This is a genomic window from Myxosarcina sp. GI1(2024), from assembly GCF_053543375.1.
In genome coordinates, this window is sequence record NZ_JBKGTY010000010.1 from 67,307 (window position 1) to 91,870 (window position 24,564).

Consider the following 24,564-nt stretch of genomic DNA (forward strand, 5'->3'; position numbering starts at 1 on the left):
TTAATTTAATAATTGAATATTGCGTTAATATTGCGGAATGCTAGGGTCGATTTCCTGACTCCAGGCGGTAATACCACCTTTGACATTGGTCCCTTCGATACCTGCTTGTTTGAGAATATTAAGAGCTTTTGCCGATCGCCCTCCTAGCTTGCAATGAGCTACTAAATGATGACCGTTAACTAGTTCTTTGATTTTGGGGATACCGCTACCGTCTTCGATTTCCGATAGGGGAATTAAAACCGAACCAGCAATTCGTGCAATTTCGTATTCGTTGGGGTTGCGTACGTCCAATAAAACAAAATCGTTACTGCCGCTATCTATCAGTTGTTTTAACTCCCGTACGGTCATTTCGGGAATTGCCGTTTGTTCCTTGGCGGCAGCAGCTTGTGCTTGAGGAATACCGCAGAACTGTTGATAGTCGATCAGCTTCTCAATAACCGGACGATCGGGATTGGGACGCAGTCTCAGTTCGCGAAATTTCATCTCCCAAGCATTGTAAAGCAGCAATCTGCCACTGAGAGTATTTTCCGCACCTAGAATAATTTTAATAGCTTCTGTGGCTTGAATCGTGCCGATAATGCCGCAGAGAACTCCTAAAACTCCGCCTTCAGCACAGGAGGGAACCATTCCCGGTGGTGGTGGTTCGGGATACAAATCCCGATAGTTAGGACCTTCTCGATAGTTAAAGACGGTTGCCTGCCCTTCAAAACGAAAAATCGAGCCGTAGACGTTGGGTTTATTTAGTAAAACGCAAGCATCGTTAGTTAAATAGCGGGTAGGGAAATTATCCGTACCATCAACTATAACGTCGTATGGTTCGAGAATATCGAGAGCGTTAGCAGAAGTTAGGGCAGTTTCGTATAAGTCTACCTGACAGCTAGGATTAATACCTAAAATCCGCTCTTTTGCCGATTGAATTTTAGGTTTACCTACCCAAGCAGTGTTGTGAATGATTTGTCGTTGTAAATTGGAACTATCGACAATATCGAAGTCAATGATACCAATTCTGCCAATTCCTGCTGCGGCAAGATACAACAGTAGAGGAGAACCCAATCCTCCCGTACCAATACACAAAACACTGGCGGCTTTGAGACGTTTTTGTCCTTCTAAGCCTACCTCCGGCAAAATGATATGGCGAGAGTATCTCTGATAGTCCTCTTTGGTAAGTTCGATTGCTTCCAAATTGGGATTGAGCATAATTAATGATGAGAAAATGCGATCGCTGTTTGATTAACTAACGACGAACTGTTTAGCGCGATCGATTAGAGTAATCGATTTTTGTTCGCCGCTTGATATACTCAGACCGATTTTACACCGAGTAAGTCCCTAATTATATAAAATTTCTGCCAACGTCTGACAACGTTTTAGAAAATTTTTTATGTCGCACAGTTGCGATCGCATTTTGACTGTATGGTGTTTTTTCGTTGCCGCTCTAAATATAGCTAGATTCTGAATTGCCTGTGAAGAGAATTTTAGGGTAGTGCTAGACAAATAATCATGCATTGTAATTGTGTATAAAATATCAAATCGCACCGATATGATTCTCCAATGACCACATTACCACTAATTTAATAACTGTTCTTGCAGGCGATCTAGAAAAATTTCTGCACCAATAGGTCCTGATAAGGCTCGGCAGAGATAGGTACTGGTAAAATAGATGCGATCGCTTTTACTGGCTGGTAGAGATTGAGCGATCGCATTACTGTGCCACTGCTGTTTAATCGCAGCTATTTGATGGTTGACTAAATCCCCTTCTACATTACTAAAGTCTCGGTTATATCCTTGCACGATAATCAGATCGGCAGCTAATTGTGGTAACATTTCCAGTGATACTTTACCCCCTTGAGCTTCTCGTCTTGAGGAGTTAGGAGGAAAGACGATTTGAAAGCCGATGTCTGCCAGTAACGCGCTACAGTAGCTGTCGTGATTATAGGGATCGATCTGCACTCCTTGTTCTAATTTTTCCGAACCTAATAGTAAGACTTTAGGATATTTAGTGACAATGGGTTGTAAGGCTTGCTTTGCTCGAGCAATTTTTTCTGAATGTTCTTTAATTACTCGTTCTGCCTGTTTCGACTTATCCACGGCCAGAGCGATCGCTCTTATTTGTTCCTGCCATTCGTCATCTACTGCATAGGTAAAGAGCAAAGTCGGTGCAATCTGGGAAAGCAGCTCGTATTCGTCTTGGTTTGAAGACACGCCTCCTAAAATTAAATCTGGTTGTAGTTGGGCGATAGTTTCCAAAGCAGGATCGTCGGTCGAACCAGTATTTACAGGCTGGTTGGTAATTTTTTTACCCAAAAGGTTGGTAATTTTTTTACCCAAAAAAGGAATTTGTTGACTGGTGCGATCGAATTTACTTGCAGGTAAAGAAAAATAATCGGCATAACCTACCGGCTGTATCCCTAAAGCTAATAGTAGCTCTAACATATTAGGACCGAGCGCGACAATTTTCTGAGGGCGATCGCAGATTTTAGTTATGCCGCGATCGTGTTGTACGGTTTGACAATTAGTCGAAGAGGATTTTACAGCAGAATTGGTATTGCTACAGGCTAGAGTAAAGCAAGTGGCGATCGCGCTCAGGATCTTTAGTTTCAATACCTGCTTCAATCTTGCTTTCCACCAACTGCTGGAATTAAAGTTAGCTATCATACTAAATCTGTTCAAAGGTTTTAAATATCTTCTCGTCTTCAACTGCTCAAGTTAAAACTCAATCGAAATCGAACCCAACACGGTAAACGGCTCGCCGCGGTCGTTCCCTCTAACTCTTACGGTAGAAGCACCTGCTATATAGTTCACATCGAATATATTTTTAAAATTAAGTGCCGCACGCCAATTATTGCGCTCGTAAAACACAGCCGCATTGGTCAGAAAGTAACTATCTAACTCAAAAGAATTATCTAAATCCCCCTGTCTTTCCCCAACAAAATTAAAACCCAATCCCAAACCGAGTCCTTGAAGATTGCCTCGTTGAATTTCATAGGTCGTCCACAAACTACCACTATGTTCGGGTGCGTTATTAAGTTGATTGCCGACTTCAAAAACATTGTCCTCGGTAACTTTGGCATCTATATAAGCATAGGAAGCAATAACATTCCATCCAGGCAGAATTTCGCCAACCACATCTAGTTCGATTCCCTGGCTTTGTTGTTCTCCTACTGGGACAAAAGAAAAAGGATCGTTAGGATCTTCAGTCGCTACATTTTGCTTAGTAATGTTGAAATAAGCTAAAGTCGCGAATAAATTGCCTTCCAAAAACTCAGACTTGATTCCCACTTCAAAGCCTTTGCCTTCTTCAGGCTCTAGAGGCTCTCCCTCGCTATTAGTTTCAGGGTTAGGGAGAAAAGATTGTGAGTAGCTGGCGTAGAGCGAGAGTGTTTCAATGGGTTTGTAAACTATTCCCACGCGAGGAGTAAGAGCATCATTGTTATCGCTAATTTCCGTTAGTTCTAAATTGTCCGTAACGATTTGCTCTACGGTGTCGTAACGCAACCCTGCTAAAAGAAAGAAATTATCGCTAAAAGAGACTCGATCTCGAGCAAAAATTCCCAGTCGGCGCGTTTCGGTTTCGCGATCGCTAATTAGAGGTAAGGTATCGAAGTCTGGTCTGGGGAAAGTGCCGTATACGGGATTAAACAAATCTAATTCTAAAGAAGTCTCTGCATCTAGTCTAATTAGATCGTTGTAGTTATCTTCGGTTAAATTAAGATCTAAGCCAAATAATACCTCGTGGTTAACTATTCCCGTGGCAAACTCTCCCTCGGCACTGGTTTGTAAAGAATAACTCTCTCCTTCTTGGGGTTGGGTAGCCCAAAAGCGAAATACAGTAGCCGTTTCTTCGTCGATTTCAACAGGAAAAGCCACTTCTAATAGGGCATTTTGTTGAGTATAGCTAAAAGCGTTGCGCAATTTCCACTTATCGTTAAACCGATGCTCTAAGTCATATCCAGCACTGAGAAACTCTTCCTCGCCAAAATCATCGGGTTCGTTGGTAATGCGATCGAAGCGAATATCGGCAATTTCGTTACCAATAGCAGGAATACCAAAACTGGGTGGGCGAGTTTCGTCAAAGTATACTAACTCAAAATCGATCTCGGTGCGATCGCCAATTTTCCAAGTCACTACGGGTGAAATAAAAAACCGTTCGATATCTTCGTCAACATCCTGAATATCGTCACTGCTACGATATAGGGCATTAAGACGATAAAGCAGGTTGCCATCTTCCGTCAACGGTCCCGAAAAATCGATACTGGGACTGAAAAAATCGCGGTTACCAAACTGCGTTTGAATTTCATAAAAAGGCTCGGATGTGGGTTTCTCGGTCACAATGTTTATCAAACCCCCAGGTTCGATCTCGCCATACAAAACTGAGGCTGGTCCTTTTAATACTTCCACCCGTTCTAAGTTTGCCGTCTCTGGAACGACATCCGCACCGAACTGCCTGAAACCGTTACGCAAAATTGGAGCCTCATCAAAACCGCGAATACTAAACTGCAAATTTCTTCCTAAATCCGTACCGCCAAAAGTAACTCCACTAACGTTACGCAGGGCTTCATCGAGGCGAATAACCTGTTGGTCTTCTAATACTTCTTGGGGAACTACCTGAATCGATTGCGGGGTATTGAGTCTGGAGGTATTGATTCGCGTAGCAGAAGTGACATCGGGGACAAAATAACTCTCGTCCTCTCCTTCACCCGTAGCGATAACCTCAATTTCTTCATCCGCTTCGGTTAGTGTGATACTTGCTTCTGGAGTGACGCTCAATACTAAATTTTCCTGGGATGGTGTGACTTCAGCAGCAGGTACTCGATCTTTTCCAGTAATAGTTATCCGAATGTTGTTGTCATCTATTTGCCTAGCGCTAATTCCTGTAATTCCAGGTGCGGGGTTAGTTTCTCTAAAATTATTTCCAGTTGCTAAATCTAGCTCTGCGTCTGTAAGTTCGATAACTAAATTATTTCCTTCTGTCAGTATCAAAGGTATTAATTGTCGCTTGGAATCATTTTCTACGATTAGCCGTAAACCATTGTCGGTATTGTTTAGCCTGATGTTGGTAATTTTGAGATTATTGTTTTGAACCAGTAAATCTGGATTCATAACTGCTGGTTTATTGTTTCGAGCTGCCGATTGCGCGATCGGCTCTGCCGCTTCGCTTCGCGAAATCACCCTCTGAGACCACAAACAAACAATTAAAACGATTGATAAGCTAAAATTAAACTTATTTTGGAGCAATTTCCCTCTCCTGACCGATAAAAAATAATTGCTAAAAATTCTCATTTTCAACCATAGAGAGGAGTCTACGTATTTTTAGCGAATTAAATCTACCCCAAGAGGACAAGTTTCAACCCCTGAAGGACAAAACCCAAAGTTTACAGGCTTGAATTTCCCAAACTACAGGCTTTTGGCGTAATGCCAAATTTTTGTTTGAAGGCTGCTGCAAAATGACTTGCATTGGCATAACCTACAGCAGAAGCTACCGATAATACATTTAATTTACCTTCTAGCAATAAGTCACGCCCCACCTCCATCCGATAGTCACGTAAATAAGCAAATGGTGTAGTACCGAACAATTGTCGGAAGCCCTGCTTGAGTTTCATATGATGGAGTCCTACTTGCCGTGCCAGATCAATTAAAGACGGTGGTTCGGCGATATTATTAATTAGAATTTCTTTTGCTTGGTAAATCTTGTCAATTTCACCAGCTTTTAAGTTAGTAACTGCCATTCTATTGGTTTCAGTTTCTAAAAGCTGAGCTAGCTGTAAAACCAATAGTTCCAAAGTTTTGCTTTCTAAATACATTCGCTGCAACATTCCTCGGTATGGCGTTAATGTAATTTGTCGCAAAACTGTTTGCATTGCTGGTGAAATTTTTCCTACAGGCAAATGAAAAATATCAGACTTACTTTTTTCGAGCAAAGATTTGAGGATTAAGGGTGCGGTTTTTAAATCCCGACAAAAATTACTTAAAAAAGAAATATTAATATAAATAGTAATTAGATCGATCGCTTTATCTGGAAAATATTGTTCGATTTCTACAATATTTGGCAAATAAAATAAATAGTTGTACCCTTCAATTTCGGCGTAGTTTTCTGCTACTCCTTTTAGTTTAGGACAGATTACTCGTTGCTTGCCAGAGAGATAAAATTTAGAGGCTAAAAAATTAAAATCGCTGTGATCTACTTCACAATTAATTTGCCTCAAACAAGTAGCATTAGTAATTTTTAAAAATAGTCCTTGACTCAGTTGTATTTCTTTATTTATACATTGATAAGAACTATGTTGCAGCTTGTCAATGCGATCGAATCCATCAATTTTATCTCTTGTTTCTCTTTTTCCTCCCGTATTTAAAGTTTGCTCTAATAGTTGCTCTTCTGTAATTATTTTCATTTGTTAGCAATAGATAATAACCTCTTAAAGTTTAAGCCCTGGCTCTATTAGCATTTAATTTTAAAATTAAATGCAAAATTTTAGCAACAAATTTCTTTGAGAAAAGTAAATACCGAAAATAACTTGACTGGTCGCTAGTAGTGCATTACACAAGCATAGCCTGGGATAGAATACTGGCGATCGGGAGCGAGTGCCATAGCTAATTCTAAAATAGAAGGAGGATTTTCTAATCGCGATCGCTTCTGCGATTTCCAATACTCAACTCCACCCCAGGTAACAATTCCATAAGGTGGATATATCCATATTGCCCTAGGCATTTTAGTGGTTCGAGCAGGATTTCGTAATTATCGAGGACTAAATTACAGTTACGGGATTGGCAGTTTTCTTGGCAAAAAGATAATATTCTGCATCAGAAATAGTAAAAGTCATAGAAAAGCGATTAATTTAACAGCAAGCTATTGAGATAAATATTTAATAATTATAAGATGTACTCGCTCTCGAAATTTTCAAACTTTTATGGAAGATAAATTATTGGTTGCTAACCGACTACCTCACCGATAAAACCAGACAATCCTCACCCCTAGCTATAGAATTCATTGTTAATGCTTCTACACTCATCGTGAATTTTTCTATTTGGCATACTATTTGGCATCTAATTCGCTATGCCCAACGGCTGTATTGGGTAGATACGATTCTGTGGCTATTCATCGCCGGATTGCCAGCTATTCCAGGGATTATTATTCGCGAATTCTTCAATACTCTTACTGCAAAATCTGCGGGTTTACTTTCGGTTTGGGAATGGATTGCCTTATTTCTAGCCATTGGATTAGCTCACATTGTGGCTATCTTTACAGGGCGCATTACTAAGACTCAGCATCGTTTTATCATGAGTGCTCTCGTTCGGCACAACTTGCTCAGAGGATTGATGAAGCGTCCAGGAGCAGAGCCGTTAATGGATAATAAGGAGGGTAATAGCTCTGTTTCCCCAGGGGCTATAATCAGCTTTTTTCGGGATGATGCTCAACAGCTTGAAAATAACGTGGTGGGGACAAATGAAATTGCTGGCGAGGGAATATTTGCTTTTGGTTCGCTGATACTGTTATTTAGTGTTAACGCCAGGATTACTTTTTTGGTATTTTTGCCTTTAACACTAATCGTAATTATCCTCCAGCGTATTGGCGATCGCCTCAAACGCTATCGTCGTGACAGCCGTCAGGCAACACAACAGGTTACTAGCATGTTGGGAGAGATGTTTTCAGCCGTACAAGCGATTAAAGTAGCTAATGCAGAAACGAGCGTTTTGAATCGTTTGCGCCAAACCTGCGATCGCCGTCGACAGTTAACGATCCGCGATCGCTTACTAACGGCAATTTTAGAATCGAGCTTTGAGAATCTAGTCAGTATCGGTACTGGAGTAATTCTGTTATTTGCAACCCAATCGATGGAATCTCCTAATGATAGTTTCAGGGTTGGTGACTTGGCTTTATTTGTTTATTATCTCTCCTACATCACTAATTTCTTCGCCTTTGGAGGAGAATTTTTCACCCAAACCAAACAAAGTGAAGTGTCCGTAGAACGCCTGGCAGGATTAATCGCTCGCGAAGCCTCAGACATTTCTGCCCACCATCCTCTTTATATCAAACCTATTGTCGGAAGAACTCCAAAACTACCTCAGATCGAATCTTCGACAACTTCAGAGTCAGATCGTTTACAAAATCTCACGGCACTAAACCTAACCTATTACTATCCAGGAACAGATCGAGGCATCACCGATGTTTCACTGCAACTCGAACGGGGTAGTTTTACGGTTATTACGGGACAAGTTGGTTCTGGCAAAACTACTTTATTGCGAGTGCTAATGGGATTGTTGCCCAGTCAGTCGGGAGAAATCTACTGGAATGGACAGCAGGTGGATAACCCCGATCGCTTTTTTGTCCCGCCTCGTAGTGCCTATACGCCTCAAGTACCACAGCTATTTAGTAACACGCTGCGAGAAAACATTTTACTAGGACTAGAAACAAGTCATGAGCAATTAGAACGGGCGATCGCTCTTGGCGTCTTTGAAGAAGATCTTGCCGCTATGCCCAATGGACTCAATACCCCCATTGGCGTAAAAGGGATGCGTCTTTCGGGTGGACAACTACAACGGGCTGCCACTGCCCGAATGTTAATTCGCCAACCTGACCTACTGGTATTCGACGACCTTTCTAGTGCTTTAGATGTGGAAACCGAACAAAAACTCTGGTCGCGCCTCTTCTCAATTCACTCATCTAACCCTAACTGGACTCCAACCTATCTCGTCGTCTCTCACCGCCCTACAGTCTTGGAAAGAAGCGATCGCATTATTTTACTCGATCGCGGTAGGATTGAGATGACGGGTACTTTTGAGGATTTACCAGCAGCATATTTTTAATTAGTAAGCAATCTCTCCTCCTCGAAGAATTTGCTCTGCGGTTATTTTCAGAGTCGGAAAGGTTTTTGAAGTCAAGTGTTCATCTCTTTGATAAACTGCTTCCTCATACAACCCATTTACCAGAGTCAAAACTACTACCTGAGAGCGTTCTGGATCGACAATCCAATATTCAGCAATTCCTCGTGCTGCATATTCCGATCGCTTGTATCTATAGTCTCGGTCTTCGTTTTCTTTCCCAGATGAGACTACTTCCACCACCAATACAGGGGGCAACATATCTAAGGTAATTGTTCCCCGTCGCGATTGTCGCAATGCCAGGCGTAATTCTTCGCTCAACACCATTAAGTCGGGAACTCTGGTTGTTGCTCGAACTCCACTCACAACTATTTCAATTCCCTTGCAGCGAATGAGACGACTAGAAACCACCTTCAACAATTCTGCAAATAAATATGAGGCAATCTGGTTATTAAAATCCCACTCAGGTGGCATTTCTCTAATTTCTCCATTGACCAACTCATAACACCGATCGCTGCTGTCACTGTAGTTAAGATATTCTTCTAGGGTGAACTGCCGACTGGTTGTGGTCATTTTATATTTTTATTCCCAGATATACTTGTCAACAATTTTAGCGTATGGACAGAGGTTATCTTTACAGCAGATAGACCTCAGCTTATTGGCGGGCGATCGCCTTGCCAATCATGCGCTCTTTTTGAGTATATTGATAATTATTAGCAATTTAAAGTACTGTCGAAAAAGTGTTGCTATTTGCTACTTAAATTTATCGCTCTTATGACAATTACAATATATGGTTCGGATTATGACGCGCTTTGGCAGGAGGCAAATCCATCTTCTCAAAACATAAAGTCTGCGGATTTTTCCGAAACATTACAGTTAGTTCCAGAATGTCTAGGACAAGGGTATATTCAGTCGATTAATTTGCACGGCATCGAGCTATCACTCTTCAACTATCAGCTTCATGAGGATCTATTCATAATCAGGAAAGATGAAAATGAATCCGATATCACCCGTGAGTTTGGCTTTCATTTATCGGGCGATCGCTATGGCAAGCGTACGGGAGAAAACTTTGTTCAGTGGGGAAGTTTTGACGAACCAGATGAATACGTGCTGATTACATATGCTAACGATCCTTTACTAAAGGTGGATATTCATTTAGAGTCTGCTAATGAGTTGGTTCAATCAGTCGCGGAAATTTTGGAAGAATTGCCAGCAAAAACCCGCCAGCGGATTGGCGATCGCAACAGTTTATGTGAAATCGGTCACATTACTCCTGCCATGCAATCCGCATTGAGGCAAATTTTTAATTGCCCATTTCAGGGAAAAACCAAACAAATTTATCTAGAGAGTAAGTGTCTGGAACTGATTACTTTAAAATTAGAGCAGCTTAAACAAAGCGATCGCTCAACACAAAAGTTATCTTCCCTCAAATCAGACGATATCGATCGCATTCATTGGGCAAAAGCCATTCTCACCGCTAACTTTGATAATCCACCATCACTAATCGAATTAGCGCGACAGGTAGGATTAAACGATTGCACCCTTAAACGAGGATTTCGCGAAGTATTTGGCACTACTGCCTTTGGCTACCTACACGACTATCGCCTAGAACAAGCCTTACAGCTTGTAAGAGAACGTCGTCTGAAGATCTCAGAAATTGCCCACAGCGTGGGTTTTGCAAGCTATACCTCTCTCTCTAAAGGGTTTCGCAAAAAGTACGGCGTTTCCCCCAAACAATATCAAATGGGATGTGCGCTTGAGGAAAATTAACCTGCATTTTAGCCTATATGCGCCACCAGAACCCACGCTGAATAATAATTACCTTTGGGTCATATTTTAATTCCGTTTGGGCTACATTTAGTGTTTTGACCTAACTCCCCTTCTGATACGATTTCTCTATTAAGAATTTATAGCAATAGATGGAAAAGGTTTTGCCTTTACGTAGAAGGTGTGTGGAGTTATGGTGAATCGACTGCAACGGTTATTTGTATTGACGGGTTTATTATCGCTGGTTGCAATGCCAGCAGTAGGGGCAGAGGCGGTAGGGGCGAACGGTCGTTCGTCCTTACAGGAGGATAGGGATAAGGATCTGGTTGCCCAAGGGGTGACACGGGTTACGGGGGTAGAACTTAATCAAACTGAGTCAGGATTGGAGTTAGTCTTAGAAACGGTGGCGGGAAGTGAGAGATTAGTGCCGTTGATTCTGCCTCAAGGGAATGATTTGGTAATCGATATTCTCGATGCGACTTTGGCTTTTTCGATTAGGAATGGCGTAACCGAACTCAATCCCGCTCCAGGGATTAGAAGGATTACGGTCAATAATGCCGAGGAAAATAGTATTCGAGTTAGGATGACGGGAGAGAACCAAGCACCAAGCGCGGAAGTAGTACCAGGAAGAGACGATCTAGTTTTAAGCGTCACACCTGATGAGACGACGGCAGAGCAAGAACCAGATGAGGAGATTGAAGTTATTGCCACGGGTGAAGCAGAAGATGATGATTATTATGTTCCCGATGCCACAACTGCCACGCGAACTGATACACTGCTACGGGATATTCCTCAATCGATTCAGATCGTACCCCAAGAGGTCATTGAAGACCAAAATATAACTCGGATTGGTGATGCTTTACGTAACGTATCGGGGGTGACACCTCAAAGAGATTTTGGCAATATAACCGATCGCTTTAGTATTCGCGGGTTTGATGATTCTATAACCCTGAGAAACGGATTTAGATCGGGATTACGAAGTGGTGGTTTTACAGCAGTTACCATTCCTCCTAGTACAGTAGAAAGGATTGAAGTTCTTAAGGGTCCTGCTTCGGTATTATACGGTCAGGTAGAACCAGGAGGAATTATTAATTTTGTTACTAAAAAGCCTCTGCGAGATCCATTCTATAATTTGAAATTTACTGCGGGGAGTTTTGGTTTTATCGAACCAGCCATCGACCTCGCGGGACCTTTGACTGAAGACGAAAAGCTAGCTTATCGTTTTAACTTTTCCTATCAAAATGGCGGTAGTTTCCGAGATTTTGTCGATTCGGAAATTTTAGCTATTGCCCCTGTTATTAACTATGACTTCAACGATGCTACCAGCTTAACCTTTGAATATAATTATATAGAGTCCAATCAAACTTTTGATGATGGTTTACCTATCGATCCTGTTGTGTTTGAACTACCTAGAGAACGATTTTTAGGCGAACCAGATGATTTTTTTGATACTACTACCCACAGTTTCTATCTAACTTTAAACCATAGATTTAACGAGAATATCCAGCTGCGTAGTGGCTTTGCTGCGGAAATCACAGACAGTTCCTTAACTGCTTTTCGCCCCAATGAATTCGACCCAGAAAGCGATCGGCTCACGAGATTTTTCTCCGATCGTGAGACCTTTAGCGATAACCTTTCCTGGCAAACAGATTTAATTAGTGAATTTAAGACTGGTTCGGTGGAACATCAGCTATTAGCAGGATTTGAGCTAGCCCAGATTAATTTTGGTACTGATAACGCTGATCTTTTCGACCCCGAAAATCAACCTTTTGCGATTAATGTGTTCGACCCGCAATATGGCGCACCAATCCCTAGCCCCGATAGTCGTAATGACCTTTTCGACCGCGACCGTACAGCTAGTAACTTGGGTTTTTATCTGCAAGACCAAGTTACGTTGTTGCCCAATCTCAAACTTTTAGCAGGTGGTAGATTTGATTTTGTCACCGATGAAAATGAACTTGATTCAGTATTTGATGGCGAACCTTTTATTGAAGAGAGCGAATTTGACAGTGAAGCCTTTTCTCCTCGTGTGGGTTTAGTCTATCAACCCATCGAACCAATTTCTCTCTATGGCAGTTTCAGTCGTTCCTTTATTCCCAATGCCGATATAACTAGCGATGGGGAAACAATCGAGCCAGAACGGGGTACGCAGTATGAAGTAGGGATTAAAGGAGAATTTGGCGATTTTTCTACTACCCTAGCTGCTTACGAAATTACTAAGACTAATATTACCCGAACCGATCCTGACAATCCCGATTTTTCCATTCCCATTGGAGAAGTCAAAAGTCGCGGAATTGAATTAGACGTGGCAGGAGAACCTGTAAGTGGCTGGAATATTATTGCTTCTTTATTCTTTAACGACGCTTTTATCTCTGAGGGAGATGAAGATAATCCTGAAGATGACACTTTAATCAATGCTCCTGGTAGCGGTGCTAGTTTGTGGACGACTTATGAAATTCAACAGGGTAGTCTACAAGGTTTGGGTTTTGGTGCGGGTTTATTTTATGTAGGGGATGTAGAAGCAGAAATCCCCAATGATTTTGTCGTACCTTCCTATGTACGCGCCGATGCCAGTCTTTTCTACGATCGCGATAACTGGCGAGTTCAACTTAATTTTAAGAATCTGTTTGACAAGGAATATTTTGAATCCTCACAGAATACTAGTTTAATCTATCCTGGTGTGCCGTTTACGGTCTTGGGTACAGTGTCAATAGAGTTTTAATCAAAGTCTATAAGCTTTAAGCACAGCGCGTACGCGCAGATCGTCGTAAGACGACTGGGACGCGAATGCGTCCGTGGCTATAAGCTTCCCATCACCCCGTCTCCTCTGCTCATGTCTAAGCTATACCGTTTATTAATTATAGGAATCTGTACCGTCATCTTAATTGTGGTTTGCGATCGCCCTCCAAACTCTCCTACCAGCAATCCTATTACATCTGTTAGTTCAGAATCCTGTCGTTTGGTCAAGCATGAGATGGGAGAAACAGAAATCTGCGGTCAACCACAGAAAGTAGCAGCTCTCAGCCCTCATATTTTAGATAGTATGTTGGCACTAGGAGTACAGCCTGCTGCCTATGCCGAAGCCAAGGATGTAAAAATTCAAACTTACGATAATCCCACAGAACAAATTCCCTATCTTGGCAAATGGGTAACTACACAGCCATTAGGTGTCGGCGATCGCTATTCTCCTTCTCTCGAACGTCTTACTCTTGTCCAACCAGATTTAATCTTGGGAGAAAAGTGGGCTAATGAGGACGAGTATTCCTTACTGACTCGAATTGCCCCCACTTTACTATTTAGCGACCAAAGTGCAGATGGACAATATTCTTGGCAGCACGATATCAAAGGAATTGCTAAAGCTTTAGGAAAAGAAGCCCAGGTAGAAGAATTGTTAGTAGCATTCGAGCGGCAAATCGCTCAAGCCCGTGCAGCATTACAACCCGTGTTGCAAGCCTATCCTCGTGTATTTTTAATTAGTTCTAATTTGACTACTTATATCAACTCACAACCAGAAAGCACTACAGCCAGATTATTACAAGAAATTGGTTTTGAAGTAGTTGCGCCAGAGGGTACACAAGGTGAGACTGAAATCTCTCTGGAGATGTTACCTAAGATTGAAACTGATATCATCATTGTTCTGTCTTGGAGTGATGAAAGTTTTTATAATCCTGAATCTGTCTTACGAAAAAAATGGGCGAAAAATCCTTTACTTAACTCCATGCAAATTTTTCAGCAAGGTCGAGTATTTTTTGTAGACTTTTACCTCTGGGGTAGTGTTACTCGTGGACCTTTGACTGACCGACTAATTTTAGAAGCATTGCCAGATTTGCTGTTGGATAGCAAGTAGCAACAGTTAGAGCAATAGCTTGATAGAGATTCGTACTGTCCCAACTGTTTTCACTGTCCTAACTGACTTCCCTCAACCAAGCTTCTAGATCTGCCATCTCTTGAAAATCCAACAAAGCTTCACCGAGATTTTCTATTTGTTCTAAGGAGAGATTTTTTCAATTTGCGCGATCGCATCTGATGGTAATTCTCCTATCTTTCGAGTTAAGAGACGTAGAATGAGCGATCGCAATTCTGTAAGTCTTATTTATTTTATCTATTGCGGTTTTGGTAAATACTTTCTCTTAATTGCATCGTCTGAATAATGGATATATAAAATTAGATTTAAAGGCATAGGGACTATTGCTATTTGCTCTTAGAGAAGATTCCGTTAGCTGGTATTGCTCGTGTTCTCAAGATTTCCGAACCTTGGCTACAAAACCATATGAATGGGAAATATGACGCTGTTCCTAGACAAGTGGCAGTACAACCCAAGCCAAAAGGGCGTCTAACCGTTCAGATGGATGAACACTGGTCATTTGTGAATGATAAGGGCAATGAACAATGGGTGTGGCTTGCTCTGGATGTCGTCACTCGTGAAATTGTAGGTTGTTACATTGGCGAGCGCTCTAGAGAATCAGCGCCAGCTCTTTGGCGAGCGCTACCTGCTGTTTATCGACAGTGTGCAGTATTTTATTTTATAGTGATTTCTGGGTTTCTTATCCTGTAGCTTTTCCCAGCAATCGTCATCGAGCAGTAGGAAAAGCGAAACAATCGCTCATGGGGGAAACCCCCATGAGCGATTGTTTCAAGAAGAAACTGGCTTAACAAGCTATATAGAGCGATTAAACTGCACTTTACGACAACGGGTATCACGACTGGTCAGAAAAACTCTATCTTTCTCTAAGAAGCTAGAAAATTACATTAGTGCAATCTGGTATATTATTCATCATTACAATGCTTCTTTACCTGTGCATTCATCCTTTCCTTTTTAGGACTACCAATATTTATTTAAGGTAAGAAACAGCTCTATATAATCACTTCATACCGTACTGTAAAAATAATCTACTTGCTCATTCGAGCAAATTTCAACTCACTTCAACAATCTGACCGGCAAAGTTCAATTACCAGAAAAATAAGGATATCGTGGCATGAAGTTTAATGATTGGCTTGGATTGCTTAGTCTAGTTGCTTCCATAATCATTCTTTGGCAGTTTCGACAAATTTTGTTGTTAATCTTTACAGCAGTCGTTCTGGCAACAGCTCTGAATAGTTTAGTGCGATTGCTGGTGAGAAAGTTTAATTTAAGTAGGAATAATAGTATTCTTGCTACTTTAGTTTTAGTATTTGTAATCTCTATACTTTTAATTATTTTTATCATTCCGCCTTTTGTCGGTCAGTTTCAGGAACTGATTCAATTAATTCCCATTGGATTTAGACAACTGTTGCAGTGGGGTAACAGCTTTAAAGAAAATCCACCCCTATGGTTTCCGGAGTTTGATTCAGAATTGCTACCAAACTTTTCTGAAATTGCTCAACAACTACGCTCTCTAGCTCCAAAAGTATTCAGCAATTTTTTAAGTCTCTTTTCTAATTCAACTGCGGTTATCTTGCAATTATTGCTGGTTTTGGTACTAACGATAATGTTTTTAGTCGAACCCTTGGCGTATCGTAATTTACTGTTGCAGTTGTTACCTGCTTCTTATCGAGAACGAGCACGGGAAATTATCAGCATGAGTGAAGTCGGTCTGCTGGCTTGGCTCAAAGGAGTGGGAATTAAATCACTCTTTGTTGCTGTCCTGTGTGGCTTCGGATTGTTGTTCCTGAGAATTCCCTTCGTCTTTGCCCATACAATCTTAGCTGGAATTTTTAATTTTATTCCCAACATTGGACCAACACTCAGTGCAGTGTTTCCCATTGCGGTCGCCCTGCTCAGTTCACCAGGTCAAGCCCTCGCGGTGCTAGTCTGGTATACTATCATTCAACAGGTGGAAACTTACTGGTTGGGTCCGATAGTGATGAAAAAACAGGTAGACTTGTTACCAGCAGCCACACTTATTGTCCAAATTTTTTTTACTACCTTTTTCGGTTTTCTAGGTTTGGCTTTGGCTCTTCCGCTATCAATTGTAATCAAAACTTGGTTTCAAGAAGCCTTAATTAAGGATTTTTTAAACAATAAGTAAAAACTCAACTGTCAGACACATTTTTTTAGTGAGAATGCGCTCTTATAGATTAAGTTAATCCGATCTGATGCACGAGGACGAAGTGCAAGTGTAGCTACTATTAATCAAACCCTCTTTTCTGTATAATTTTGCAAACTTATAGTCGTTCTAATTAATTTCCATATGTTTTCGAAAAAATTGAACAACTATGATAGATAAATGATGAATGGTTAAAAATACTACTAATAAACCTATGGTTTCTATTTGGAATAACAGCTTATAACCTATTTTTTGTCTGGTAAAGTGAAACAATTCACCCATAAGCACTCATGAATAATCCCAATAATCGACCAGTTGAAGATTTCACAACCTGGATTTTTATCCTTGGGGTTTTGCTGATTCTGTTGGGGTTAGGAGCCATTGTCCTACCGTTGTTAGCACCAGAGGCTGTAGGATTAATCCTAGCCTGGGTCTTTCTTATTAGTGGTTTGATTCGCATTGTCTATGCATTTCAATCGCGTCCAAGTCCCGGATTATGGCTTAAACTCAGCACTGGTATTCTGAACGAGGTTGCTAGTCTCTTGCTCTTCACTAAGCTAATACAGCCATACCTCTCTTTATCAATGTTACTGGGGATTATTATTCTCGCCAAGGGACTGCTGGAAGTAGCTATGGTTTCTAGTTTGCGCCCCGGCTCTGCCCGCAATTGGATGCTGATGAGCGGAGTGATTTCGATTGGCTTAGGAACTCTTTTTATTGTTAATCGAAAATTGGGTGCAGCTTGGTTATTGGGTCTGTTAGTTGGGGCAAGTTTAATAGTCAGTGGAATCTGATTCATTATATTACCACTGGAGTTTCGGCATTCTAGATCTCGTAACCATAAGCGAAGAAGCTGATGAATCGGTTCTCATGACTTTTGTTCCAATACTAGATAAAATTAGCGATTTTAAAATTTTGAAGCAAAATAATCTCAGCATAATGACTATAGTGTATAGTGGCACTCGTGAGAGAAGATGATAGAAAACTTTTTTCAGCAGTTTTGGCATTCGATCGCAGAGGTGCTTACTCTCAATCCAGAGATTTATACTAAACTTACCGAATCACCTTTTAGCAGAACCATAGCATTGCTTATCGTCCTGGCGGCTGGTCTATCTCAAGCGATCGGTCAGAGCTTTGTTTTGTTCGTTAATCGCGTTAAGCCACTGCGGTTTTTCCTCTGTTTGGGGGTTGCTGCGTTTCTGTTTGCTTTTACCTATATCTTTTGGGCGTGGAGTGTTTGGTTGGTCGGACACTTCATTTTTAGAGCCCAGTTGCAGTTGCTTAGCGTTATGAGTTGGGTGGCACTCAGCTATGTCCCACAGTTGTTTGGTTTTCTGGTCGCCCTGCCCTACTTAGGTATTCCCATCTCAGTAGTGATTTCCATCTGGAGTCTGCTGAGTCTGGTTGTCGGCTTGCAAAATCTTGGCAGCCTGTCTCTCTGGATGGCATTCGCCTGTTCTGGTTTAGGTTGGGTGGTACTGCAGCTTTTACAGCGGACAGCAGGTCGCCCGCTAATGGCTATGGGACGTTCGCTGAAGCACCTGTTTGCGGGTACGAATTTGGTTGTCGAGCGGCAAAGTTTGGCTGAAGTGATTAGAGCTGGAAATCCACAAGTAGCAGAGTTGATGGACTGGGATTGGGTTAATGCAGCAGCGACTCAGTTACACTCGAAACCCACTCGCCACATTCTTAAGTTTTTGGCGATCGCCGCGATCGCGTTTATCGTTATTGGGTCGATCTTCACTTCTCAGGGATGGTTGACATTTTGGTTCGAGGCAATGTCTAGAACGGTTCGATTGACGCTAAACTTAGTTGCAATTAGTCTGATTGCCCTGCTGATCTCGATTCTTTTGACTCCCCTAGAAGCATTGAGCTGGTGGGCGGGTTGGAAAGAACCAGGACCCCTCAACCCGGGTATTCCCGTACGATCGCCCTTGCCAGATACTGAGATCGCCTGCTACGTAATTTATCTCGATGGCATTAACCAGGGAGCCTATGCCTGTTTACCAGAAGTCGATCGCTTCTTGGACGAGCTAGTGGAGACATTGCCGCCCAATGTGTTGGTGGTCAAAGGCATCATGCCATATTCGGTGAGCAATCGACCACTTTCTCAAGCTCGTCCTTCTGGCTTTTTGTGGCGAATTGTAGAATCATTAACGCAGAAAAACCCCAATAACCCCATCGGATTCGCGATCAATCTTCGCAATGTGTTTGCCGTTGCGGTTTCTGCCGACCGCCGTTACGGTCCCCTGAATAATCTAGGACTCGCTCGAGTATTGCTTAACAGTCTCGTACATCACGGATACCAGACGGGAAGTCAAACACCAATTACCCTAATTGGCAACAGTGGAGGAGGACAGATGGCAATGGGCGCCGTAACCTATTTGCGAGAGGCGACCCAGACTTCGATTGAGGTCATTTCCATTAGTGGCGTGATCGCCGGTAACACGGGAGTGATGGAAACCGAACATTTATACCATTTGGTCGGAGCTAAAGATCTGGTCGAAAAGCTAGGATCGATTTGTTTTCGGTCTCGGTGGGCACTTGCCCTTTCTTCGAACTGGAACCAAGCCAAGCGACGAGGTAAAATCAGCATCATTCCTTTAGGACTGGTGGGTCACAATGGTCAGTCTGGTCCCTTAGGAGCTGATGCCTATTTAGAAGATGGTCGCAGTCACTTACAGCAAACACTCAATCTAGTTACCGGAATTTTGCTCAAGGATTGGGCTCTTAGTGGACTCAATCCTGCCGATATCTTTCGAGTCAGTAACTATGAGAGATATCAAGCCGCTCCATTTAATCGACCTGAATACTATCCCATTCGACAATCTATCTCCTCGGAACTGTACTGCCCTACCCATACTTGGCTGGGTCGGCTGATTTTACCTAGACTTGAGGAGCGTCATCAGGGACAGGGGTGCGTCTGGAATTCTATCACGCTCCTCAGAACTACAATGCCTTGGTGGGGCGAGTTGTGAACCTACGGTGGAGTGACGACCCTAAGGTGCAGTCCTACGTTCAGTTAGTCACCTACGACGTACATTTTGAAAGTCAAGTGCGTCTCAGTCAGCGACAGGGAAACATTCACCCAGAGCGACTCAACCACTGGCAAAAAGTAGACCCTCTAGAATCTCTTGCCGGGGCTCATCCTCAAGATGACGTTGTGGTGGCACTCAAAGAACCTATAGAGGTGCTAGATCGCAAGTTGAATGAACCGACACTGCTCATTCGTTCCGATCCCCTTCAAATTTCAGGACGGTATTACGGATTAGTAAAAATACGAGAGCCTCTGGGAGAGGAACGGTTTCGGGTACAGCACTACTGTCGAGAGTCTCAGGAATTTGATGGAGCATTGTCAGTGGTTTACCTTCCCACCGCGATCGCCAATCGTGATGGCATCTTACCGGCTTCCAACAATCGGCTCGAGCAGTCTCCTGCCAATGAGTCCGGATGGTATATTTTTGGTGCCCAAAATGTTGACGGCGAATTTGTGGTACAAGCTCTCGCCCCCTATCGGCTCTTTGCTCTACAACCAGATCTGGTGATTTGCGGCAAGAAAGCAACCCTCAGATACATCAACTTTGACTACTGGAAAAATGTGGTAGCTCAAAAAGGAAAGCTGACGACGGCACTGTTGTTACCGAATGCAGAAAAACGAGCTACAGTTCCTTCTAATTTAACCCAACCCAATTCATCACAGCCGAGTAAAGAGGGCTGGTCTGAGGATGTGAGTCAAATTTTTCCAGAGGGAACGCGCACTCTGCTAATGCATGTTTATGGTGGAATTGGCGGTGAGAAACGAGAACCGGCAGCGGTGACTCCTATTTTCTTTGGTCACTTTTCCTATGGAATTGCGCGCGTCGTGAGAGAACCGTTAACAGAACCGTTAACAGATAAGTTGCGTTTCGAGATTGAATACCGTCAGATCTATACTCACAACACCGATGGAATTATTTCTGGAGCCAATTGCTGGACGCGCTATATGGGCGATCGCCAGTTTGGGTGGTTGGGCACGCGTCCGATTTCCGAGATTGCGATTGCATTTCCCCCTTTGACTGAAGACTACAATTTTGATGGAGTAGTCTTTTCTCCATTCGAGTATTTGATTCGCGAGTTAGATGTGATGGCGGCTCGATATCGGATTGGTGACGGTACGGGGACAACCATTGTAAGTCCTGTCAATTCCTGCGTGCAAGATTCGAGTCAGGCACTTTACAGCTCTCTCAAGCGGATGATCGCTGAGTTTCAACTCAACCCCCTAATGTTGAGGTGGCTACGAGAGCATCCTAACCACGAACAGACCCACCGCTTTCAGTTATTGTCCAATCTAGTCAGTACACTTGAAGCTAATCTGGTTCCTTTTGGATTAATCCGTCGTGATTGGAAGTATGGGGATCTAAACCTAGGAAGATTTCCTGGAGAAACTCCAGGTAAAACGATGATTAATGCTTTGGCCAGTTGGCGAACCCTATTGCCGCGTCTGACCAACGACGTAATCGCCACGATCTTCTTGCAGCTGGGAGCGACCCTGTGGGTAATTCGTACCAATCAAGTAGGCGGATACGATCGAGAGATAGAACCTATTGCACCTACTGATTTTGGATTTCGGATACCTAATGTTGTTTCTAGATCTATCCTTAAATAGGGCTGGAAAGGCAGAATAACTTAAAATACAAAAAAATTAAATCACCTTTAGAAAGATGCTGCCAAAAAACTAACGGGCTCGATAAAGAGGATTTTTATGGTAAACTGACCGAAGATTATTTGAGTAGCTCACCACGTAAAGCAGAAACTGAATTAGGATGGTCGAGAAAGGCGAGCGTTACTAGACTAAAAGAATTAGAAATTGACATAGTTTGTGTAGATAACTATCAAGCAAGAGGAAGAAAAAAAACCTAGTAATTACTACCCCAATTAGAAAAAGATATTTCTGTAGCTAATAGACAATCATTCTCAGGCAGACCCCAAATTCAAGTCAACTCGTCACTACCACTTCAATGACAACAATGTCTCTCCAAGAATACAATTTGGCTCGATGACAATAGTTTGTCTCTAATGATATTTAATGTGTCACTGTACAGGAAGAAACTTAGGGCGAACGATGGGACTTGAACCCACGAATGGTGGGACCACAACCCACTGCCTTAACCACTTGGCTACGTCCGCCGCGTTACTGAGTTATTATAACATAACTTAAGGCAGTAAATTCAGGTATTGGCGAGCACAGTCAAGAATTTATCAGTCGTTTTGTTCTGGCTTGGGCACAGTGAACCAATGGTTATAAAAGGACGCGATTTTGGGTTGTGGAGCAAGTCCAGAGGACTTGGCTTCTTCCGACAGCAGCCCGCGAAGCGGGCAAGCGTCGCTACGCTAGAACAGTCTTCGAATAGGGCAACGCCTTTGTACAGAGTAATCATTAACTTAGTTTAAAATTGTAGGTAAAAATTTCGAACTTATATAGATGAATTCACGGTTAATTAGTATTGCTGGAATTGTTAGCATTGGGCTTGGCGCGATCGCATTTTTAACTAATCCACAACAACAAGATTACCGAGAATATGCCGCTCATACTCTCAATGCCCATCTTAAAGAATTTTGCCAACAACCTAACAATGTAGCTGGAGAATGGTTGCAAAATCATTGTTATACCTTAGTAGATACAGCCCGTCCCTATTTAGCTGCAACCATCGATACTCACACTTTAAGACATAATTTTTTCTTATTTAGTATTTATCAAACTAACTTACCAATACCCGCACCTATAACCAGTTATCAAGTTGAGACTATCGGTATATTTAATAATTTTTATGTCTACAAAGCAGAAGAACTGTAAGTTTCCAATCGGTCGCAAGGGATTTTTAAAATCAAACAAAAATAAGATTAGACTGGGTATAAAAGAACCAACTTAAAAATTCATATCACTATTTTTTAAAACCGATTATGAGCGAACAAAGCAGCGTTCAAAACGAGCCCTCTACTGCCAAAACCGAACGTACGCGTACTCCACCTTGGGGAAAAGTTACGATGTTAGAACAAGGAGAATACTATCGAATTAACCGTATCGAAGTGAATCCAGGACAGCACATGAGTACCCAAATGCACTACCATCGTAGCGAACACTGGGTAGTAGTATCTGGTACTGCCAAAGTAACCTGCGATGGTAAAGAAAAGTTGTTGATGCAGAAACAGTCGACTTATGTTCCCATGAATACCCGTCATCGGGTAGAAAATCCCGGGGTTATTCCTTTAGTGATGATTGAGGTGCAAAACGGGGAATACTTAGGAGATGACGATATTATTCGGTTTTCTGAATAAACCAGATTAACGATAGGTTTAGGTAAGACTATTTGTTATCCATTCGAGATAAGGTTGCGAACCAACTATTATCGGTACGGCAATTATTTCAGGCACTTCATAAGAATGAAGTGTTTTTATTTTAGTTTCTAGCTCATCGAAAACGGCTAAATTAGTTTTGATAGTTAATTGCCATTCGCGATCGCGCTCGATTTTTCCCTGCCAAGTATAGATAGAATCGATGGGAAAGATATTGACACAGGCGGCTAATTTTTCAGCTAATAAAGTGCGAGCGATTGTTTCTCCTTCTTCAGGAGAACTAACTGTAACTAGGACTATGCCGTATTGGGGAGAGTTAGAGGACATGGGTTAACTTAGCCGTTGATAGCTACCGAACATTGATTGGTAAGATTACAAAGCGTAAATTTGTCCGTCGAATAACAGGCGAGTAATTCCTTTAGCCTGCAACTGATGAGAAGTTTTCTGGAACATTTTGCCATCGGGAACCTTAATCACCCGTTCGCGACGATGGGAAAAACGCTTGGCGATGCGATGATTGTCAAATATGGGCAGAGTTTTTTGTCGAACTTCAGTTTCGGGAATCGAGCCTAAATCGCCAAAGTCTTCTAATGGTTTGACGATTAATTCCGCAGCGCGATCGATTACTAAATAGCAGATTTTGGGAAAAGCAGCCTCAGTCAGCGGTAAGATTTCTAATTCTAGTCCAGATTTAGCTGGGCGATAGGGAAGCTCGTCGTCTAGATTGTCTTCTTCATCCTCATCTTCTTCATCTTCATCTTCATCTTCTTCGATATCAATTAGTTCTTCACCAATCATTTCGCTGAGTGCAGCCACATCTACACCATCATCTTCATCATCGTCTTCAACTTGCTGACTTTTAAGCACGAGGAGATCGCTAGCTTTTGCCGATATTCTCTCTGGTTCTGGAATTACTTTGACTGGAGTTTCTTTTTCGGCAACCTCCTTGGCAACTGCTGAAGAGCGACGACGTTTGGTTTTATCTGTACCCAATTCCGATGCTGAATCTTCTGCAACCTTTACTTTCTGAGATGAGCTGAGATCGGCAACAACTTCTGATGGAGAGTCTCTAATTTCAGCTGCTTTTTTAGCAGCAGTACTGGATTTATCACCTCTAGGAGTACGCGCCAACCGTTTTTGTTGAATTAGTTCTTCGTATTCGGATTTAGATAATTTGTTTTTCAGAAAGCGACTGATAGTAGAGCTGCTTACCCCAAATCGATCTGCCAAAGTAGAAGTAGTGGCTTGAGAATCTCGATAAAGCTGAAGAATTTCTTGCTTATCATCTTCTGTTAGTTTTCTGGGACTCATGCTTTCTCTATCAACCTATCCGTTTATTATGCCAGCTATAATCTCCTCAGTTGAGGAAGCGCAGTCTAGTTACTCACCCAGTAAGCGATTTTACCTAGATAATTTTTGGCACTATTTTATATTTTATCTTGTCAAACTAAGGTTGGTAACTTCAAATACAGTCAAAACTATAATTTTGTTGCTAATTTTATAAATCGTTGTCAGACTTCAGCCAATAACTGATAAATTGTTCTCTGGTTGAATAAATCTAGCTTTACCTATCTATCGGGGAAAATAGACCGCGCTTGCCGTGGCTGCCGAACCCGAAGTCAAC

Annotated in this window: 19 protein-coding genes, 1 tRNA gene and 2 pseudogenes; 12 read left to right on the top strand and 10 right to left on the bottom strand. The window is 42.1% G+C overall.

The genetic code is table 11. The features are described 5' to 3' along the window. Positions 1-24: 24 nt before the first annotated feature. The 5 genes from moeB to ACLFKQ_RS25555 form a co-directional block, all read right to left on the bottom strand. Positions 25-1,197: a molybdopterin-synthase adenylyltransferase MoeB gene (gene moeB, locus ACLFKQ_RS25535; RefSeq protein ID WP_449002490.1), complete on the bottom strand. Its 1,173-nt coding sequence runs from the start codon at positions 1,195-1,197 to the stop codon at positions 25-27. Between the two features lie 366 nt (positions 1,198-1,563). After that, on the bottom strand, positions 1,564-2,652 hold the full coding sequence (locus ACLFKQ_RS25540) for an ABC transporter substrate-binding protein (protein WP_449002491.1): 1,089 nt from the start codon (positions 2,650-2,652) through the stop codon (positions 1,564-1,566). A gap of 51 nt (positions 2,653-2,703) precedes the next feature. Beyond that, the gene (locus tag ACLFKQ_RS25545; protein ID WP_449002492.1) at positions 2,704-5,166 is read right to left on the bottom strand and encodes a TonB-dependent siderophore receptor; all 2,463 of its coding nucleotides are present in this window, start codon (positions 5,164-5,166) and stop codon (positions 2,704-2,706) included. Between the two features lie 203 nt (positions 5,167-5,369). Beyond that, positions 5,370-6,386 (bottom strand): helix-turn-helix transcriptional regulator, encoded by a 1,017-nt coding sequence (locus tag ACLFKQ_RS25550; protein ID WP_449002493.1) that lies wholly within the window; start codon positions 6,384-6,386, stop codon positions 5,370-5,372. Between the two features lie 134 nt (positions 6,387-6,520). Then, positions 6,521-6,703: a hypothetical protein gene (locus tag ACLFKQ_RS25555; protein ID WP_449002494.1), complete on the bottom strand. Its 183-nt coding sequence runs from the start codon at positions 6,701-6,703 to the stop codon at positions 6,521-6,523. A 302-nt stretch (positions 6,704-7,005) separates the two neighbouring features. On the opposite strand from ACLFKQ_RS25555, the gene ACLFKQ_RS25560 reads away from it, so the two are divergent. Further along, positions 7,006-8,799, top strand: a complete 1,794-nt coding sequence (locus ACLFKQ_RS25560; RefSeq protein WP_449002495.1) for an ABC transporter ATP-binding protein — start codon at positions 7,006-7,008, stop codon at positions 8,797-8,799. Here the strand turns inward: ACLFKQ_RS25560 and ACLFKQ_RS25565 are convergent, their stop codons facing one another. Further along, a complete protein-coding gene (locus ACLFKQ_RS25565) occupies positions 8,800-9,387 on the bottom strand; it encodes a Uma2 family endonuclease (protein WP_449002496.1) in 588 nt (195 codons plus the stop codon). It lies immediately after the preceding gene. A 201-nt stretch (positions 9,388-9,588) separates the two neighbouring features. On the opposite strand from ACLFKQ_RS25565, the gene ACLFKQ_RS25570 reads away from it, so the two are divergent. From ACLFKQ_RS25570 to ACLFKQ_RS25580, 3 genes are all read left to right on the top strand, one after another. Beyond that, positions 9,589-10,584, top strand: coding sequence for a helix-turn-helix transcriptional regulator (locus ACLFKQ_RS25570; protein ID WP_449002497.1), 996 nt, complete (start codon positions 9,589-9,591; stop codon positions 10,582-10,584). Between the two features lie 190 nt (positions 10,585-10,774). Beyond that, a complete protein-coding gene (locus ACLFKQ_RS25575; RefSeq protein ID WP_449002498.1) occupies positions 10,775-13,303 on the top strand; it encodes a TonB-dependent siderophore receptor in 2,529 nt (842 codons plus the stop codon). A 111-nt stretch (positions 13,304-13,414) separates the two neighbouring features. Further along, positions 13,415-14,428: an ABC transporter substrate-binding protein gene (locus ACLFKQ_RS25580; RefSeq protein ID WP_449002499.1), complete on the top strand. Its 1,014-nt coding sequence runs from the start codon at positions 13,415-13,417 to the stop codon at positions 14,426-14,428. Between the two features lie 58 nt (positions 14,429-14,486). On the opposite strand, the pseudogene ACLFKQ_RS25585 reads toward ACLFKQ_RS25580, so the two are convergent. Further along, positions 14,487-14,656, bottom strand: a pseudogene (locus ACLFKQ_RS25585) (DUF4351 domain-containing protein); the annotation flags it as partial. Positions 14,657-14,776: 120 nt separating this feature from the next. Here ACLFKQ_RS25585 and ACLFKQ_RS25590 point away from each other — a divergent pair. From ACLFKQ_RS25590 to ACLFKQ_RS25615, 6 genes and pseudogenes are all read left to right on the top strand, one after another. Continuing rightward, a pseudogene (locus ACLFKQ_RS25590) lies at positions 14,777-15,401 on the top strand (IS1 family transposase); the annotation flags it as partial. Positions 15,402-15,557: 156 nt separating this feature from the next. After that, positions 15,558-16,589, top strand: a complete 1,032-nt coding sequence (locus ACLFKQ_RS25595; RefSeq protein ID WP_449002500.1) for an AI-2E family transporter — start codon at positions 15,558-15,560, stop codon at positions 16,587-16,589. 308 nt (positions 16,590-16,897) lie between these two features. After that, positions 16,898-17,401: an HdeD family acid-resistance protein gene (locus tag ACLFKQ_RS25600; RefSeq protein ID WP_449002501.1), complete on the top strand. Its 504-nt coding sequence runs from the start codon at positions 16,898-16,900 to the stop codon at positions 17,399-17,401. A gap of 180 nt (positions 17,402-17,581) precedes the next feature. Beyond that, positions 17,582-19,585, top strand: coding sequence for a hypothetical protein (locus ACLFKQ_RS25605; protein WP_449002502.1), 2,004 nt, complete (start codon positions 17,582-17,584; stop codon positions 19,583-19,585). Beyond that, on the top strand, positions 19,582-21,252 hold the full coding sequence (locus ACLFKQ_RS25610) for a hypothetical protein (RefSeq protein WP_449002503.1): 1,671 nt from the start codon (positions 19,582-19,584) through the stop codon (positions 21,250-21,252). Before ACLFKQ_RS25605 ends, ACLFKQ_RS25610 begins: the two co-directional genes overlap by 4 nt. A 119-nt stretch (positions 21,253-21,371) precedes the next feature. Continuing rightward, positions 21,372-21,506, top strand: coding sequence for a hypothetical protein (locus ACLFKQ_RS25615; protein ID WP_449002504.1), 135 nt, complete (start codon positions 21,372-21,374; stop codon positions 21,504-21,506). 194 nt (positions 21,507-21,700) lie between these two features. On the opposite strand, the gene ACLFKQ_RS25620 is transcribed toward ACLFKQ_RS25615, so the two are convergent. After that, positions 21,701-21,773 (bottom strand) — tRNA-His (locus ACLFKQ_RS25620). 295 nt (positions 21,774-22,068) lie between these two features. On the opposite strand from ACLFKQ_RS25620, the gene ACLFKQ_RS25625 reads away from it, so the two are divergent. Next, positions 22,069-22,440, top strand: coding sequence for a DUF4359 domain-containing protein (locus tag ACLFKQ_RS25625; RefSeq protein ID WP_449002505.1), 372 nt, complete (start codon positions 22,069-22,071; stop codon positions 22,438-22,440). Between the two features lie 107 nt (positions 22,441-22,547). After that, a complete protein-coding gene (locus ACLFKQ_RS25630) occupies positions 22,548-22,922 on the top strand; it encodes a phosphomannose isomerase type II C-terminal cupin domain (RefSeq protein WP_449002506.1) in 375 nt (124 codons plus the stop codon). 18 nt (positions 22,923-22,940) lie between these two features. Here the strand turns inward: ACLFKQ_RS25630 and cutA are convergent, their stop codons facing one another. Together cutA and ACLFKQ_RS25640 are read right to left on the bottom strand one after the other, a co-directional pair. Continuing rightward, positions 22,941-23,267: a divalent-cation tolerance protein CutA gene (cutA, locus tag ACLFKQ_RS25635; protein WP_449002507.1), complete on the bottom strand. Its 327-nt coding sequence runs from the start codon at positions 23,265-23,267 to the stop codon at positions 22,941-22,943. A 45-nt stretch (positions 23,268-23,312) separates the two neighbouring features. Continuing rightward, the gene (locus ACLFKQ_RS25640; protein ID WP_449002508.1) at positions 23,313-24,251 is read right to left on the bottom strand and encodes a helix-turn-helix domain-containing protein; all 939 of its coding nucleotides are present in this window, start codon (positions 24,249-24,251) and stop codon (positions 23,313-23,315) included. Positions 24,252-24,564: the final 313 nt, after the last annotated feature.